This is a genomic window from Bacteroides difficilis (assembly GCF_048319815.1).
GTDB lineage: Bacteria > Bacteroidota > Bacteroidia > Bacteroidales > Bacteroidaceae > Bacteroides > Bacteroides zhangwenhongii.
On the sequence record NZ_CP182814.1, the window covers coordinates 482,162 to 501,265 of the forward strand.

Annotated in this window: 10 protein-coding genes and 1 pseudogene; 4 read left to right on the top strand and 7 right to left on the bottom strand. The window is 41.9% G+C overall.

Annotated elements, in window-relative coordinates:
* Positions 1-26 precede the first annotated feature (26 nt).
* From ACNOGP_RS01905 to ACNOGP_RS01915, 3 genes are read right to left on the bottom strand one after another with little or no spacing between them, the layout of a single operon-like run.
* Complete coding sequence (locus ACNOGP_RS01905) at positions 27-1,976, bottom strand: DUF5006 domain-containing protein (protein ID WP_418213940.1); 1,950 nt, start codon at positions 1,974-1,976, stop codon at positions 27-29.
* A gap of 31 nt (positions 1,977-2,007) precedes the next feature.
* Positions 2,008-3,804 carry a RagB/SusD family nutrient uptake outer membrane protein gene (locus tag ACNOGP_RS01910; RefSeq protein ID WP_418213941.1) on the bottom strand — a complete coding sequence of 599 codons (1,797 nt, stop codon included), beginning with the start codon at positions 3,802-3,804 and terminating at the stop codon, positions 2,008-2,010.
* Positions 3,805-3,817: 13 nt separating this feature from the next.
* On the bottom strand, positions 3,818-7,144 hold the full coding sequence (locus ACNOGP_RS01915) for a SusC/RagA family TonB-linked outer membrane protein (protein WP_418213942.1): 3,327 nt from the start codon (positions 7,142-7,144) through the stop codon (positions 3,818-3,820).
* A gap of 324 nt (positions 7,145-7,468) precedes the next feature.
* On the opposite strand from ACNOGP_RS01915, the pseudogene ACNOGP_RS01920 reads away from it, so the two are divergent.
* Positions 7,469-11,395 (top strand): annotated as a pseudogene (locus tag ACNOGP_RS01920) (ATP-binding protein).
* A 30-nt stretch (positions 11,396-11,425) separates the two neighbouring features.
* On the opposite strand, the gene radC reads toward ACNOGP_RS01920, so the two are convergent.
* Positions 11,426-12,121 carry a RadC family protein gene (gene radC / locus ACNOGP_RS01925; RefSeq protein ID WP_195533211.1) on the bottom strand — a complete coding sequence of 232 codons (696 nt, stop codon included), beginning with the start codon at positions 12,119-12,121 and terminating at the stop codon, positions 11,426-11,428.
* 141 nt (positions 12,122-12,262) lie between these two features.
* Between radC and ACNOGP_RS01930 the strand changes: the two genes are divergently transcribed.
* Positions 12,263-14,278 carry a family 20 glycosylhydrolase gene (locus ACNOGP_RS01930; RefSeq protein WP_418213943.1) on the top strand — a complete coding sequence of 672 codons (2,016 nt, stop codon included), beginning with the start codon at positions 12,263-12,265 and terminating at the stop codon, positions 14,276-14,278.
* A gap of 192 nt (positions 14,279-14,470) precedes the next feature.
* On the opposite strand, the gene ACNOGP_RS01935 is transcribed toward ACNOGP_RS01930, so the two are convergent.
* From ACNOGP_RS01935 to pta, 3 genes are all read right to left on the bottom strand, one after another.
* Positions 14,471-15,460: a glycosyltransferase gene (locus ACNOGP_RS01935; protein WP_418213944.1), complete on the bottom strand. Its 990-nt coding sequence runs from the start codon at positions 15,458-15,460 to the stop codon at positions 14,471-14,473.
* A 127-nt stretch (positions 15,461-15,587) separates the two neighbouring features.
* On the bottom strand, positions 15,588-16,787 hold the full coding sequence (locus tag ACNOGP_RS01940) for an acetate kinase (RefSeq protein ID WP_007755020.1): 1,200 nt from the start codon (positions 16,785-16,787) through the stop codon (positions 15,588-15,590).
* Between the two features lie 26 nt (positions 16,788-16,813).
* Positions 16,814-17,833, bottom strand: coding sequence for a phosphate acetyltransferase (pta, locus tag ACNOGP_RS01945; protein ID WP_007763837.1), 1,020 nt, complete (start codon positions 17,831-17,833; stop codon positions 16,814-16,816).
* Positions 17,834-18,030: 197 nt separating this feature from the next.
* Here pta and ACNOGP_RS01950 point away from each other — a divergent pair, with 197 nt between their 5' ends.
* Together ACNOGP_RS01950 and ACNOGP_RS01955 are read left to right on the top strand one after the other, a co-directional pair.
* The gene (locus tag ACNOGP_RS01950; protein WP_007763834.1) at positions 18,031-18,387 is read left to right on the top strand and encodes a CidA/LrgA family protein; all 357 of its coding nucleotides are present in this window, start codon (positions 18,031-18,033) and stop codon (positions 18,385-18,387) included.
* Positions 18,384-19,079 (top strand): LrgB family protein, encoded by a 696-nt coding sequence (locus tag ACNOGP_RS01955; protein ID WP_007763832.1) that lies wholly within the window; start codon positions 18,384-18,386, stop codon positions 19,077-19,079. Before ACNOGP_RS01950 ends, ACNOGP_RS01955 begins: the two co-directional genes overlap by 4 nt.
* Positions 19,080-19,104 lie beyond the last annotated feature (25 nt).

Here is a 19,104-nt window from a genome sequence, read left to right on the forward strand (position 1 = left end):
ATTCAACATCGTTAATTTGGCTACCATTAATACATTTGGATATTACGGGTAGGAGATCCGTGCCCTTTATATTTATAGCCCGACTTTCTATAGAAGCGTATCCAGTCTATTTCCATACGCGGAGTATCAACACTGGTTTTGCTCTCCTGATAAGAGATATGCTTAAAGTCATTCGCCCAACTGCCGTCTTTCGCAGCCGCCTCCGCTGCCTCTTTACCCAATGACCATTCATTACAACCGGCAAATGTCAGCAACAGATGCAACCCTTCAGTATTATACTCATCGGTGTACGGCCAATGTGTAGAGCTATTCCATATTGCAGTACCGTTCGCACTTCCGGTATAATTACCATCACGCTTGATGCATACTGTCTCCAGACCATTGATGCCTAAAGCGATTTCATCATTGCTACGCCATTCCATCCAATAAATGTCAAACTCGTTCATATCAGCAATAGATTTCTCTCCGGATGACGGTTTATACTTCTCACCAGATGAAGTAGAGACATCATTCCAATGGAAAGTCTGCCAGGCTCCATTCAGATTGCTATGATTTGCCGGATTTTCCAGAAGATCGACCTCACCATAAGTAGCCCATTGCACACCTCTAATATTTCCCTGGAACCAAACAGCCGGGTTGAAAGAGTGTTTCTTCCCCCGTATCCGGATCCGAACTTCTACACGAGTACCCGGCAAAATACGTACATTATTGGCCTCCCAAGAATCTGCTCCCGTAGGAACACCGTCAAATTTGCTGGCATAAAGCGATGAAACTCCATAATCCCTGGTACCGGAGATTCCACCTGTCGCACCAATTCCCGGATCATACGCACACCACATTTTCAGGTATCCGTCCTGTGTCATTGTCGCATATTTCTCGTTCACAACCGCCTGAACCTTCTGTGTGTTTGCCACATTCTGTGCAGCCATATAACGTGGAGGGCGATTTCCGTATTCATTCTCTTTTCCATATTGTGTCAAAGCGTCAATCGGATGAAACTCATAAGAGTTCATAAACACCCACCCGTCAGCAGCCAGAATCTCATTAGGATGCGGATCACCTTCTTTTATTGACAATGCAGATACCGCTTTTATCTCATCCCATTTTTTTACAGCTTTTTCATTTTTCGCAGATACAAATATCTGTTCCGGATCAATATATACCCACTGTTCATTCGTAAGTTCCGTACCCGGCGTTAAACCTGCGTCAATATCTTTCACTTTAATTTCTATCTTGTCACCATAAATAGGATGAATATCCGAATCAGTAGAAAAAGACATCGAAACAGACGTAAAAGTATTTGGCCCTTGCTCACCTTTTATCCGAATGAAGCCGGATTCAGCTGTCTTATAACCAGCTTTCACAACCAGCTTGTCTGGAAGGTTTTCATACTTGCCTGCATCTTCACCAGCATCTATCGTTACCGTCACATCTTCTTTGACCGGTGCTCCCACAGTAGCCATAAGAACAAAATAGCCAAATTCCTTCACTATATTATCCGAGTTATTCTTCAAAGACAAAATAGTATAATGCTTATCGGAAATGACAATCGGACGTTCAGCGGCATTTATCTTATATCCTCTGACGTATGCGGTGATAGTTCCCGAGACCGGATATTTAGCCAAATCTCTTTTTACACTGAATTCGGTAAATCCCTGTGTCTCACCTTTTTTCATATAAAGATGCCCACTGAAGTTCTCGAAAACATCAGTTGCCGATACTTCTTTCCCTTCTACATCCTTCCCCGAAAAAGTCAAAACAATATCTATATCTTCTTCCAAAGCCAAGGCACTACCCTCTTGGTCCACCTTGACAGAAAAGGTCACATTATCACCGATAGCAGCACTCTGAGTACTGATTTCGGCTACCAAATTACGAGCCTCCCCGATAGAGATGACCGTTTCGGTATCATCACAGCCTGCCATTATCAGAACAAACAAGCAGACGGGTAATATTCTATAAAAATATTTCTTCATAATCTATGTATTATTATATCATTACTAATGATTACCATTTAGGGTTTTGTTTCAAAGTCTTGTTCAATTCCAACTCGGAAGGAGGAATCGGCAACAGATAATCTCTGTCAGTATGGAACTGATATCCACTTGGCAAAGTTCCCGCCATCGGGTCTGCCCACCCATTATCATCGAGCAACAATCTTTCCTTTATTCTTTTCCGGTTATCCGGGCTGAATGACTTGAACAATAATGATTCTTCCGCTCCTTTATAGATATACGCTCCTTTTCCACGTTTTCCAACGATAAGTTTATCAGCTTTCCAACGTAGCAAGTCATCCAAACGGAAACCTTGTAAAGCAAGTTCCGAACGACGCTCGCGGCGTATTTCTTGTAAAACAGGAGTCAATTCGTAACCAAAATCTGTAAAATAGCTATCCTTTACGGGAGTTACGTATGTCACATCTACCCGTTCACGGAGGGCTTTCAATGTCTTGCCGGCTATCTCGGGGCTCCACTGTCCTAACTCCTCAGCCGCTTCAGCGTATGCCAACAAACCTTCTGCATAACGAATGACAGGTAAAGCCGTCTCACCATTGCCACTCACAAAAGTCGTATCAATACCCAAACGAATATGATAGCCCGTCAAAGAACGTGCATTACCGTCTCCGGCCAGTTTGGGAGGACTGATTTTATTCTTTTTCTCCTCGCTATACTCTTCCAGATGCATGGGAGTAGCAGTAATAGACGAAGCAAATTTAGCTCCATCATTCATTACAGTCTGGAGTAGTCGCGGATCCCGTTTTTCAAAAGTCTCCTTGAAACTTTTAAATTTACTATCATTCGGGTTAATAGGTGTCCCATCCTTATAAAGATAATTGTCCACGAGACTTTGAGTAATTCCCGCAGCTCCTTCCGAATCGACAATCCCAGCTTTCAAGTTACCGTTTACATCATGGAAAACACCTTGTTCATTCGAATATTTTCTCCATAGCAACACTTCGTCCATGCCCGACAAGTCTTTGCTGTTGAATAAAGCGGCAAATGCATCCCCCGGATTCTGTCCGACTTTATACAAATCAATACCACACCCGAACAACTCGTCGCCCCATTTGATAACTTCCCCCAAAAAGTAAGAAGATTCGTTTGTGGGAGCTGCAAAATCATCATTCGCATGATATTTTTCCCAAGTGCCTTCGAACAAAGCTACATTCATAGCCAGCACCATAGCAGCTTCTTTATTAACACGGATGCCCGAATACTTGCTGCGTGAATGCAACAAACGTTTCGCTTCATCCAAATCACTCAAAATAAACTTAGCAACTTCATTACGTGATTTTGCAGGAATCTGCAATCCGGCTATCGTAGCATTCTCATCCCAAAATGTATCCATCACCGGAATAGCACCAAACTTTTTCAACAAATCGAAATGCCAATAAGCACGAAAGAAGTAGGCTTCTCCTTTTAAGGAAAGTACATCTTCGGTCTCCAATTCTTTAGATACCCTGTAATTATGGAAGAAGTAGTTTACCTTACGCAAATTCTGATAGCCTGTCTGCCATTCAGAAGCCCCGCTAAATTGGTTGTTCTGACCATGCAGACGTTGATCATATTTTTCAGCAACGATATTATCGCTGTTCTTTTCTTTACTGCGGACTCCCAAGCCAAACTTGGTAAAAGACGGCAAAGTCATATAAAGTCCGTTGATATAGTTTTCAACCTGTACGGCACCGGTCAAGAAGTTACCGGCTTCCGGTTTAGTAATCGGCTCTCTGTCTAAAAAATCGGAACAGGATGAAAACGGCAATATTGAGACGGCCACCAGAGCCATTATATATATCTTTTTCATATTTTTCTACTGTTTAAAAAGTGAACTCAACGCCAAATACATAGTTCTTATTCAACGGATATACTTTTCCGTTACCGTTTTGCTTCATTGGAGATGTCAATCCCGGGGCAGTTTCATTACTACCACCCGCCCATGTATTTACTTGATTCAATGTTTCAGGGTCGAAAACATCCGGCAAGTTGTCAATAGTGAACAAGTTATCACAAGTGAAATATACTTTCAGATTCTCCAAACCGATTTTCTTAACTAGTTTAGGTTGGAAAGTATAAGAGACCATCAAGTTCTTCATACGCATATAAGCTGCATTCAGCAAATAACGTGTTGTATTATAACCCACATTCGCATTGTACTCCGGACTGTCCGGTTTGGTAAGACGCGGCAAATAAGCTCCCGGATTATACACATTATAATAATCCAGATGTTCTTTGAAGAAGTTCGAGTCACCGCTGAAGAGATAAGTACTCGCAGACATCGGATAATCACGTTTCATTACTCCCTGGAACAAAGCCGAAACCTCCAACCCTTTGTATCCGGCATGCAAATTCACACCAAACGAATAACGGGGAGTCGTGTTACCAATCACTTTCAAGTCACCGTGGTCCTTCAATGTTCCTGAACCCGGGTCAATCTTGCCATCTCTATTCGAGTCGACATATTTCAAATCACCGCGTTGCCAGTCTTTATTCGGCTTAAAGAAAGACATATCCACATTTCTCAGATATTCGTCTACTTCCTGATTGGTAAGGAACAAGTCATTCGCCTCATATCCCCAGATTTCGCCCAAGTCCATTCCTTCATAATAACCTTTATTACGGACCAATCCTGTATGATTGTTGTAAATCAACCCTTCCGGATTATTATATTTAGTCACAACAGCTTTATAATCGAATATATTGAATCCGACACCATAGCTAAAACCATTCTTCAACTGGTCCGCCCAGTTTATGGATAATTCCCATCCGCGATTACGCAATGTCGCATTATTGACCTTTGCACGTTGCTCGATAGCAATACCGCCAATATCCGGAATTGCCTCTGCCGGGCCAATCATATCTTTCGTCATGCGCTGATAAATATCCGCAGTGATAGTCAGCCTATTATCAAAAAGGCTCAAATCGAAACCTAAGTTAGCATTATCCACTTTTTCCCATGTGATATACGGGCTTACCATAGACGGAGTCAAAGCGATAGTCCCACGCGCGGGAACAGCCGAAGTTATACCGGAAAGCAACCATGCGTTTGCATAATCCGGTTTCAAAGTCATAAAATTCAAGTAATCATACAGCCCGGCACCGTTCTGATTACCCAAACGACCATAAGACAGACGAACTTTCAACTGTGAAACAGGTAAGTCCAATTGTTTGAAGTAATCTGTACGCGCAATGTCATAACCGGCGGAAAAAGAGGGGAAAAAGCCCCAACGATTACCGGAAGCAAAACGTGAAGAGCCGTCATAACGTCCGCTGAACTCTAGAAAATAAATATTCTGATAGTTCCAGTTCAGACGAGTATAAAATCCCATGGTAGCCCAATGTTCACGTGCCTCGCTATTATAAGCGCTACCGTTAGCATTGTCGAAAGAGAAAGTATCATCACTCATCACACCATCCTTATACGCATATAAACTCGAATTATGCTGTACTTCCATCTGGTAGCCGACCATTGCCTTAAAAAAGTGATCTCCCCACTGATTAGTATAAGACGATGACACACTTGGAGACAAATAATAATTGAACTGACTCCCACGTGTCATTGAACCCCATAAAGAATTTGAATATTGAATTCCCGGATAAGAATAGCCTTGCCGGGGGGCCGTCACATCCTCAACGGTTCCGTCCGGACGGGTTGTTCTAGGTTGTTTTTGCAAAAATTCATCATTCTGCACATCAAAACGTATTTTCATCTCTCCTGTAATATCCCAGCCTTGCAACGGAGTAACCGTAGCAGCGAAAGTCATCGCGTCCGATATGCGATTCTGAGAGTAATTCACATTGTCCAGATAAAGCGCTTCGTTCCATGAAGGCAAATTATACGGCCCTGAGATTGGAACCTCCGTTACCACATTAGGTTGAGAACGGGCTATCTGATGATACAGGATAGACATATTAGGAAGCGGACGTGATATCAGATTCAATGTGATATTATTATTGAAGTTGAACTTTAACCAATCATTCGGTTTGATCTGAAACTTTGTATTTACATTATATTTATCCAAAGAATCTTCGACACGGTCTAACAAACCACCCTGATAAGTATATCCCATGCCAACATAGTAAGTCACTTTATCAGAACCTCCAGATACACTCAGATTATGAGAATGACGTAAAGAACAGTTCTTATAGAAATAATCGTACCAGTCGGTATTGGCATATTGCGACTCAGCACCACGCCAACCGGTATTTTCCTGGTTAGCTGTTATACCAGGCAGACCTTCACCGTAAGGATTCTGCATAAACTGTTGCATCAAACCAATCGTCTCTTGTGAGAAATACGGAGACTCACCGATAGCCGACCGATACGCATTTTTATAATTAGCAAATTCCAAGGAATTCATCATCTCCGGCATATTGATAGGTGCACTGACACCGACAGAGCCACGATAAGTCACTCTTGCCTTATCTTTCTTTCCACTCTTTGTCGTCACTAGAACCACACCATAAGCAGCACGCGCTCCGTAAACGGCAGCGGCAGAAGCGTCTTTCAACACACTGATACTTTCAATATCAGCGGGATTCACATTTTGCAGACTTTGTTCCACTCCATCGACCAATACATACGGTTCGCCGCCATTGATAGAACCTATACCACGGATGTTGAACTTGATTTCACCACCCACTTCACCACCGGTACCACTCTCCGAAGCGTCTGAAGCAAAGTTCAGACCTGCCACATTACCTTGCAACGCACTTGTAACATCAGTTACCGGACGGGTAGCGATAGCGTCTTGATTGACCGTGGCTACCGCGGCCGTAATCGTATTACGTTTCTGCGTACCCATACCTACCACCACGACTTCGTCCAAGGCCTTGGCATCCTCTTTCATCACATAACGATTACCGGATAATTTAGCTACTTTCACCTCCAAAGGAGAATAACCTACATAAGTGATTGTAAGAGTGCTGCCCACTTTGCCCTTAATCGAAAAATTCCCATCCAAATCGGTAATAGCACCATCGGTAGAACCTTTCACCATAACAGTTGCTCCAATAACAGACTCTCCGTGTTCGTCTACCACCTGTCCGGTGATAGTTCCCTGTTGGGCCAATACCCCCAAGGGAAAAAACAGCAAAAGCATCGAAAAGAGACACACGAATTGCGTCCTGATCTGCATTTTCTTCATAACATTATATTAAAGTTAATACTAAAATTTCGAATTTCATCCGCAGACAGCAAATGCAGTCCCCAAACTGAAATTACTGCGCAAAAATAGATTATTACCAATATTACCCTATTCACAAAATCACCGAAATAGTTCCAATATCATCCATATTCCGCTTTTAGACATACTTAGAGACCTATTTTAGAAGCAACATAAACTCATTATCCCCTCCCCTTTTCCTATCATCAGAACTAAGTATTCAAATTAATATTTTATACCCTTTTCTTTCATTTTACCGGAATTAATCATACTTTTGCCATGACAACCTCTTAATAGTCTTAATCGATGAAGAAAAACAGACAAATCGCATATACACTCTGCTTAATGGTTTTTCTACTAATCAGTATATTTCCTGCAGTCTGCACAAACAATCATTATGATTTCAAGCAAATTGGCTCCCAAAACGGTATGCCTTCTATCATTAGCTGCATCCATACAGAACGGAAAGGGTTTATTTGGATCGGTACTCCTACAGGACTGATAAGATTTGATGGAGAAGAGCTCAAGAAGTACACTCACCAACCCGATAATGAGAATTCCCTACCCAGTGATAGCATCTTACATATTATTGAAGACAACCAGCAGATGACTTGGATATTAACAACCAGAGGCATTGCACTATATTCGCTTATCCACGACCGATTTTTCATTCCCAAACTCAACAATCAACCAATCATCGCAACCTCCGTATGCAAGATTGAAGACGGACTTCTATTCGGAGCCATTAATAAGATATACAAATATTCTTATACCACAAACAGCCTTTCCCTTATTAAAGAATTTAAAACCGACCAACCGTTTATGATAAGATCTATCAAGGTATGGAAACCGAACGTAGTGCTTTGTCTAAGTTGGCAACAGGGAATACTACAAATGGATCTCAACAATTATGAAATGACCCCTTTCCCTTCCAAACTGAAAAATAATAATGTAGGAATCACAATCGATTCCCAACAAAGGATATGGTTATCCACCTACAACAGTGGTATCAAGTGTTTCTCCAAACAGGGGAGACTGGTAGCTGAGTATAATACTAAAAACTCACAACTCAGCAGTGACATCATATTGTGCATGATCGAACTGAGTGGAAAGATATGGATGGGAACTGACGGAGGAGGTATCAACATTCTCAATCCAGAAAATGGAGACATTACTGTCCTGGAACATATTTCCGGAGACCCACATTCACTACCTATAAACACGATTCTATGCCTACACGGAGATGCAGCAAACAATGTATGGGCAGGAAGCAAACGGGAAGGAGTCATCAATATTCGGGAAGTATCTATGAGAACGTACGCAAATGTCGTACTGGGGCACAATAAAGGATTGAGCCAAAGCACCGTATTGCAACTATATCAGGAGGCAGCATCGGAAGAGTTATGGATAGCCACAGATGGTGGAGGTATCAACAAGTTTATCCCTTCCACTGAAACATTCGTGCATTATCCGGATACTTGGGGAGATAAAATAGTCTCTATCACCAATTACTCCCCCAATGAACTGTTAATATCCGTTTTCTCCAAAGGTCTTTTTATATTCGATAAGCGTTCTGGCAAAAAACGCCCTTTCACCGTTACTTCTCCCTCGCTAGAAAATCACATACGATATAGCGGGTAACCTATTAACCTATATCAAGACGCTCCAAACTCAATACTAATATTGAGTTCTCCTCCCTACCGTTACAATATTCTCTCCCATGACCTATCACCTATTCCATGTAGAAAAGAAATAGCCATAAAGGGTATGTTAACCTCCATTGCGCACGACTCCGCCGTTACCTATCTGAATGATCCTTACAACATCTACAAATTGGACCGGAAAACAAATACACTGGAAATACTGACAAGCGCTCCTGATAACACTTATCTAAATGCCGTCTCTCGGGATAACAAAGGTACTTTCTGGATTGCGAGCACCCACGGTCTTTACACATACGATCCCAACACACAGAAATTCAACGCCATCTCCACGTCTCTTTTCAATGAAGCCAATACTGTTCTCTGTGATAACAAGGGAAAAGTCTGGATAGGCGCAGAACAAAAATTATTTGTCTGGCTTACCAATGACAAACGTTTTATACTATTCGGTGAAGCGGACGGAATATCTCCTAACGAATATTTAGCCAAGCCCCGCCTAATGTCGCCCAAAGGAAACATTTATATGGGAGGAGTAAAAGGTTTATTATGCATCAACGCAAACACTAAAATAGAAAAGAGTGCCGACTCTCCAGACATACTTCTTGCCGAACTGACAGTGAACGGAGAGAACAGGATGTACCAGTTAAAAGACAATGCCATATCTATCCCTTGGAATAGTAAAAATATCAAGATTCGGGTAATGACATACGGCGCAGACATTCTCCGCCTTAAAGTGTATCATTTTCAAATGGGAGAGTTTGATGCAGACAGCTACAATCCGGAACTAATCATCCCATCTCTCGCACCGGGAAGTTATCCCATCATGGTCAGTTGCAACACGCAGGAAGGAAACGAAACAACTCCTCAGCTTCTTTTTACATTAAATGTACTGCCACCTTGGTACAGAAGTTGGTGGTTTATCTCCCTCTGCATCATTTTTTGCATAGGCATTGTAATACAAATTGTTTTCATTCTGCTCCGACGCAAAGAAAACAAGATGAAATGGATGATGAAAGAACATGAACAGAATGTGTATGAAGAGAAAGTCCGTTTTCTGATTAACATCAGCCATGAACTGCGAACACCGCTCACGCTCATATATGCCCCGTTAAGCCGCATATTAAAGACACTTCCTTCTAGCGATGCCATTTATCCCTCATTGAAGAATATACATAAACAGGCCCAACGGATGAAAGACCTTATCAATATGGTGCTGGATGTACGCAAGATGGAAGTCGGAGAAACCAAGTTAAAACTCCAAGCTTATCCACTCAATTCATGGATAAAGGAAGTTGGAGCCGACTTTACGGACGAAGGAACAGCACAGGATGTGCAAATTGATTATCAGCTCGATGACAACATAAAGGAGATGGCATTTGATAAGGATATATGTACAATCGTAGTCACAAACTTATTGACGAACGCACTGAAACACAGTCCTAAAAATACGACTATCACCATCCGTACCAATAAAAATGATTCATACGTCCGTGTTTCCGTTTCGGATCAGGGAGAAGGTATGCAAAAGGAAGATATGAAGAAAATCTTCGTCCGTTTTTATCAAGGCAAGCAGGAAATTGGCGGCAGTGGAGTCGGACTTTCGTACGCCAAAATGCTGGTAGAATTACATAAAGGTAAAATCGGGGCTATGAACAACGAAGCGGGAGGAGCCACTTTCTTCTTCGACCTGCCTTTAGACTTAGAGCCGGGTGAAGTCATCTGCCAACCGAAACCTTACATCAATGAATTAGCAGTTCATGAGATTGACGCTCCTGAGACAGTCGATTTCTCAACACAGAATTATAGCATATTATTGGTAGACGACAATCATAACCTGACAGATTTTCTATCCAAAGAATTGAAACCCTTGTTTAAAGCGACTTATATGGCGCATGATGGTCGGGAAGCTCTTGAAATAGTTCAAAAACAAGTGCCGGATATCATTGTGAGCGATGTCATGATGCCGATTATGAATGGATACGAGTTGTGCAAAGCGATAAAAGAAAATATCAGCATCAGCCACATTCCTGTGATTCTGCTCACAGCACGCAATGACGAACAGAGTCAGCTGTATGGATATAAAATCGGAGCAGACGCTTATTTGGGAAAACCCTTTGAGATAGACACTCTTGTCAAGATTATACAGAACCGGCTATATAACCGGGAACAAACGAAAGAACACTATCAACATATAGGTAACTTTCCACAGCCATTGGAAAGTACTTTCAGCCAGGCAGATGAAAAATTCCTGTTAAAGTTTAACAAACTCATTTCCGAAAATATCAGCAATCCCTCTTTAGATATTCCTTTTATCTGCAGAGAAATCGGGATGAGTAAGACATCCCTTTATAACAAGTTAAAAGCTATCACAGATATGGGGGCAAATGACTATATCAATAAATTCAAGTTGGAACAAGCTATTACTCTGATAAAAACCACCGACCTGACATTTACTGAAATATCAGACCAGATAGGTTTCACCACTTTACGTTATTTCAGCACTGCATTCAAACAGTACACAGGCTTGACACCCACACAGTATAAAAATAAATGCAGGAATGAGAACAAATAAGATATTTTTACTTTAAATAAGATAGCATTATTAAAGCAAGGCCTCATCTGCAAAACTGAAAAATCCGTCTTCACAAACGATGACGTGATCTATCAGACGAATATTCATGATTTCCGCTGCTTTACGAATATGCTCCGTCAAAGTCCTGTCCGGTTGGCTGGGATGAATATTCCCTGAAGGATGATTATGGACCACCGCTATTTGGGTAGCTCTTTGCAGCAATGCTTCCCGAAGAATGGTGCGTACATCGGTATAAGTCCCATCTATACCGCCAGTACTTATACGTATCTTATCAATTAGTTTTGTAGCCTGATTCAATAGAAGGACCCAAAATTCTTCTTGTTCCAAGTCACACATTATCGGTTGGAAAACATCATAAATATCTTTCGAACAAGTAATTCGAAGTCTCTCTTTAATTTCTTGTAACTTTCTTCGTTTGCCCAATTCCAAGGCCGCCATCACCGTAATACTCTTCGCCGGCCCCATCCCTTTGAAACTGGAATAGTCACAGACCTCCCATTTAGCTAAAGAATTCAGATTGTTGTCACAAGACAGGAGCAAGCGTCTCATTAATTCAACAGCACTTTCTTCCGTATTTCCAGAACCGATCAGTATAGCGAGTAGTTCGGCATCACTCAATGCGGCTGCTCCCTTCTCCATCATTTTTTCCCGTGGGCGGTCTTCCAATGCCCACTGGTTGATGGATAGTTTGTGTTTACTTTTCATTATTAATCAAATTAGGTCACAAAGATAGTTCTATATAACTGAAAAAATAAATTTTGGAAGCTATAAGTCTATTTTTAGAATTCCCCTATTTTCAAATACCGTAGTTTTGCATTATCAAGATTTAATAAACATCTAATAAATATGAAAAAGAGAATAAACATATTATCCATCTTCTTAGCATTAGGAATGGTAGTGTATGCGCAAGCAGATATCCCACAAGTAATTCCCTCCTTACAACATTGGGATGCAGTAAAAGGCAAACTGATGCTACCGGAAACTGGAAAGATTATAATTGCTTCGGGAGCAGAAAACCTGTTGAAAGAAACTGCGGAAATAATGGCAAAAGACTTAAAAGATATGTTCGGCTGGAATTATCAGGTAACCTCCGGAAAACCGAAAAATCATTCTATCTATCTGTCTCTGAAAAAATCCCCTTCATCATTGGGAAAAGAAAGCTATGAACTGGATATACGCAACCATGTAACCATCGAAGCCTCCACCGTAAAAGGAGCATTCTGGGGAACTCGCACGCTGTTGCAAATGATCCATAACCAGCCTCTCGGACTCATGAAAGGAAAAGCATTGGATTATCCGCAGTATGCTCACCGCGGACTGATGATTGACGTAGCCAGGAAATTTTTCACAATGGACTATTTGCAGGATTACGTAAAAATTCTCTCGTTCTATAAAATGAATGAACTGCAAATACATCTGAATGATAATGGTTTCGTTGAGTTTTTCGATAATGACTGGAACAAAACATACGCCGCCTTCAGATTGGAAAGCGACCGTTTTCCGGGACTCACATCCAAAGATGGTTCCTACACCAAAGAAGAATTCCGCAACTTCCAGCAAATGGCCGCACAATATGGAATCAATATCATCCCAGAAATTGATGTTCCGGCACACTCACTCGCTTTCACTCATTACAATCCGATACTGGCAGCCGACAAAAAAGAATATGGTATGGATCATCTCGACCTCTATAAAAAAGAGGTATATGATTTCCTTGATACTTTATTCAATGAATACCTCTCGGGAGATCACCCGGTATTTGTCGGACCGGACGTACATATCGGCACTGATGAGTACAACCTCAAAGAAGCGGAACAATTCCGCTATTTTACAGAATACTATCTGAAATACATCACCCAATATGGGAAAAATCCGCGACTATGGGGAAGCTTGAAACAGATGAAAGGAAAAACGCCCGTAAATCTGAAAGAAAAAACAGTCAATGCATGGAATTATAACTGGCTAGACTTAGAAACCGCACTACGGAAAGGAGCCAAAGTGATTAATACTTGTGATGCTTTTCTATATATCGTGCCAGCCGTAAACTATTACCATGATTTCCTAGACCATCAATGGATATATGAGAATTGGTCACCACGAATGATGCAAAAAGGAAAAATGATAGAACAGTCAGCTAATTTATCAGGAGCCATGTTTGCCGTATGGAACGACCGTGTCGGAAATGGAATCAGTCAACAGGATGTACATATACGCACCTTTCCTGCCATGCAGGTTATGAGCGAGAAACTTTGGAAAGGAGAAAACACAAGAAACATACCGTTTGAAACCTTCGAAACATGGTGCAGAACAACACCGGAAGCACCGGGCGTAAATCTACAGGCCAGCATAGATGGCAGAAAAGACCTAACACTTTCCGGCCAGGAAATTATCCTGCAAGGTAACGACTCGGTTCTTACCTCTATACCCGAAATCGGTTATCCATATAGTGTGGAATTTGAGATCTACGCAGATCCAAAGCCCAACATCGATGCGGTCTTATTCAAAGGTCCCCATTCTGTTTTCACCGCGAACTGGCAAAATACGGGTAAATTCTCATTCTCGCGCGACGGTTATGAATTCATCTTCCATTCCTATCGTTTGCCTGTGGAAAAATGGACAAAGGTTCGTGTAGAGGGAGATGCCAAAGGGACCTCACTTTACATAAACGGAGAGCTACAAGAACGTTTGGAAGGACGAATCGGTGTAGTTTACAATCAAAAAAGCCAGCGTAAAGACAGCATTTGGTATCAGGAAACACTTATCTTTCCATTGAAACAGATAGGCGACAAATTGCTGGGATTTAAGGGACGAATAAGAAATGTGATTTGCACTCCACTAAATGAAAAAAGATATAGCCGATAAAAATTCCTTCGATTGCATCCATTACTTTTTTTCCATGCAAGAATGAGTTGTCTGACACCCGGGTCTCGGCATACCTGACACCCGGGTGTTGGGTAGCATGACACCCGGGTGTCAGATGTATTGAGACCCGGGTGTCAGACAACATTCCTTTTAAACAAAAACAGGAATAGTAATAGGCAAATAAAAAATGGACTACTTATAAAAATTCTTTTGGAAAGCCTCAAACTCATCCTTCCCTCTGATACAACGTTGCCACCATGCGCGCCAAAAGCCTGTACCATAGCCTATAAGCTGTATAAATGCAGCGGCAATGGAATAAACGCCAATAGACAGACTTTTATTCTGAATAGTAGAATCAACGCATACGAGCAATGCATAGAGAATGATCGGCATGAAACTGAAGAGGCAGAAGGGGGTTCCTAATAATAGAAGTGCTACTCCCAATGTGAATACCGCCGGAAGCAAATGTACCAGTTTCAGAGAATCCGGATATTTCTTATAAAGATTAATACGGGCAATACCGGAGTTATGCACCTGCTTGAAGAATTTCTTCAAGTCAGTCCGACGTTTATGATATACCCAGGCATCAGGAAAAAGACGGCAGATGTAACCACCTTTGAATATACGGATACTGAAATCAATATCCTCACCGAAACGCATCTTTGAAAAACCTCCCAAAGCCTCGTACACTGCCCGGCGAACTCCCATATTAAAACTACGGGGATAGAATTTGTCCATCTTCTTTTTTCCGCCACGAATGCCTCCGGTCGTGAAGAAAGAGGTCATGGAATAGTTGATTGCCTTCTGAATATCAGTGAAAGAATCGTGTGCACGGTCGGGGCCGCCAAAAGCGTCGGCAGGAGAAACGGCAAGCTCCTTCTCTACCGCATCGAAGTAGCCTTCGGGAAGGATGACATCAGAATCCAATATAATAAGGTATTCTCCTTCGCTACGTTCTGCCCCGTAATTACGGCTCTGCCCCGGTCCGGAGTTAGATTTAAAGAAATATTTTATATCCAACTTATCCGTATATCGGTCTACTATTTCTTTACAGGGAACAGATGAACCGTCTTCTACCACAATCACTTCAAAATCTGTGAAATGCTGGGTAGTCAGACTCTTCAACAGTTCGTCCACCTCGTCGGGACGATTATAAACGGGAATTATAACGGAGTAACGCATATCAATCGGTTATGGCTCTATTTCAAGATACAAAGTAAGGTAAAAAAAACGAGAACCATGAAAGATAGCTAATAAAAAAGGCAGCTTCGTCACCGAGCCGCCTTTTCTATATCCGGAGTTTATGAACTTATTTCTTCAGGATATCCATTGTATCAGAAGCGATCAATAACTCTTCATCTGTCGGAATTACTACAACTTTCACTTTAGAAGCAGGAGTTGAGATTACAGCTTCGTCACCATGAATCTTATCATTGACAGACTTATCGATCTCGATACCCATAAATTCCAATCCCTTGCATACTTCCTCGCGACACAGTGACTGGTTCTCACCGACACCACCTGTAAACAATACAATATCCACACCACCCAATGCAGCAGCGTAAGCACCGATGTATTTCTTAATACGATAGTAATACATTTTTTCAGCAAGAATTGCTTTCGGATTGCCGGCTTTACAAGCCGCATCCAATTCACGCATATCGCTTGATACACCTGAAACTCCCAGTACACCGCTCTTTTTGTTCAGCAAATTGGAAACACCGGTTGTATTCAAGCCCTCTTTTTCCATGATAAAAGTTACTGCACCGGCATCGATATCACCGCTACGAGTACCCATCATCAAGCCTTCCAACGGGGTTAAACCCATCGTAGTATCCATACACTTGCCATCCTTGATAGCAGCGATAGAACCACCATTACCAATATGACAAGTAATGATCTTCTTTCCTTCCGGAGTTATGCCCAAGTACTCGCATACACGCTTTGAAACATAACGGTGGGAAGTTCCGTGGAAACCATAACGGCGTACTGCATACTTTTCATACAATTCATAAGGAATAGCATACATATATGCATAGTCAGGCATAGTCTGATGGAACGCTGTATCAAATACACCTACCTGAGGAATGTCAGGAAGAATAGCGGACACGGCATTCACACCTTTCAAGTTGGCAGGATTGTGAAGCGGAGCCAAGTCATTGCAAGCCGTAAAAGCTTCCAATACTTCTTTGTTCAGCAATACAGACTCACTGAAACGTTCGCCTCCGTGCACCATACGATGACCTACCGCATTGATTTCTTCCAAAGACTTGATTGCCCCATATTCAGGATTAATCAATGTATTCAAAATAAACTCTACTCCTACTGTATGTTCCGGAATATCCTTTTCCAGGATTTTCTTTTCTCCATTCGGCAGAGTCAGTTTAAGGAATGATCCTTTCAGACCGATTTTCTCGATACCACCTTGAGCAATCACCTCTTTAGTGGTCATGTCGAACAATTTATATTTAATAGATGAACTTCCGCAGTTCAATACCAGAATCTTCATGTATTCAGTGTTTAACGGGTTAGTGATTAATGGTTAGCTTTTGCTGCGATAGCCTGATTAGCTGTAATAGCAATCATACGATATACATCTTCGATAGAACAACCGCGAGACAAGTCATTCACCGGACGGGCGATACCTTGAAGAATCGGGCCGATTGCATCAGCGTGTCCCAGACGTTGAACTAATTTGTAGGAGATATTACCAACTTCCAGACTCGGCACAACCAATACATTTGCTTGTCCGGCAACTTGTGAACCCGGAGCTTTGCTTGCACCTACTTCAGGAACAAGAGCTGCATCAGCTTGCATTTCTCCGTCCAAGTCGAGAGTCGGAGCCATTTCTTTGGCAATCTTTGTAGCCTCTACCACTTTGTCCACCACCTCATGTTTAGCAGATCCTTTGGTAGAGAAGCTCAACATAGCAACTTTCGGAGTTTCGATACCGGCAACAGCCTTAGCAGTCTGTGCTGTACAAACAGCAATCTGAGCCAACTGGTTAGCATCCGGAACCGGAGTTACCGCTACGTCACCCATTACCAAAATACCGTTCTTTCCGCATTCCGGAGCATGTGTCAGCAACAACATTGCGCCTGATACACAAGTGATTCCCGGAGCAGTCTTGATAATCTGCAAAGCAGGACGCAATACATTACCGGTAGTGTTGCGGGCACCTGCCAACTGACCGTCAGCATCACCGCTCTTAATCATTAAACAACCATAGAACAAAGGATCGTTTGTCAAATTACGAGCCTCTTCGATAGTCATCCCTTTCTTCTTGCGCAACTCACACAGCAACTGTGCATACTCTTCATGTTTCGGAGAAGTTTCAGGATCGATGATAGTAGCCTTGCTGATATTTCCCAAGCCCCATTTTGCAGCAAGCTCATTGATTTCAGCCGGTTTACCCAGCAAAATAAGGTCAGCAACTTCGTCTGTCAAAATCTGATTGGCAGCTTTCAATGTGCGTTCTTCAGTTCCTTCAGGAAGAACAATACGTTGGCGGTCTGCTTTTGCACGCGCAACGATTTGGTTGATTAAATTGAGCATAGATATATTGAATATTATTATAAAACCTGCTTACAATTTGTTATTTGCGGTGCAAAAGTAGTCAATTTTGTAATATCCACATTACAATTTAGTCCATTTTTCTCCCCCACATCTAAAATATTATAATATTTAACACTGTACTCCTATTTTTCATACCTTTGCAGCGTTTTCAAACAAAATCAATAGGTTATTAGTATATGATACGTCAGTGTGCCATCTTATTTGGCTGTTTGGCTTTGGGTGAACTAATCGTTTACTTTACAGGAATCAAACTTCCTTCCAGCATTATCGGAATGCTGCTACTCACCCTCTTTTTGAAATTAGGTTGGATTAAACTGCACTGGGTACAGGGATTGTCCGACTTTCTGGTTGCTAACTTAGGATTCTTTTTCGTTCCGCCCGGTGTGGCGCTCATGTTGTACTTCGATGTAATCGCTGCTGAATTCTGGCCGATTGTGATAGCTACCATTGTCAGTACCGCACTTGTACTTGTCGTAACGGGATGGGTTCATCAGATCGTCCGTAAAATCAACTTAACACATAAGACCAAATGAGCTTCTTAGAAAATAATTTCTTCCTGCTGGCCATTACCTTCGGGATTTTCTTCTTTGCCAAACTGCTTCAGAAGAAAACAGGACTGGTATTATTAAATCCTATATTGCTGACCATCGCACTATTAATCATCTTCCTTAAAATGACCAATATCTCTTATGAGACATACAATAAAGGAGGACATCTGATCGAATTCTGGCTACGCCCGGCCGTTGTGGCTTTAGGCGTACCTTTATATCTCCAACTGGAAATGATAAAAAAGCAGTTGTTGCCTATTCTACTGTCTCAACTGGCAGGCTGCATCGTCGGAGTTATTTCAGTTGTACTGATTGCGAAATTTATGGGAGCCTCACAAGAGGTAATCCTGTCACTGGCTCCGAAATCGGTTACTACTCCGATTGCGATGGAAGTAACCAAAGCCATCGGCGGTATTCCGTCACTAACGGCGGCAGTTGTAGTGGCAGTAGGTCTCTTGGGAGCTATCTGTGGCTTTAAGACCATGAAAATCATGCATGTAGGCAGCCCTATTGCACAAGGTCTCTCCATGGGAACAGCCGCCCATGCCGTCGGAACCTCCACTGCAATGGATATCAGCAGCAAATATGGAGCATACGCCAGCCTGGGACTGACGCTGAATGGTATATTCACAGCATTATTAACACCTACCATCCTTCGATTATTAGGTATTTTATAAAAACAAAATATCCTGATTATCCGTT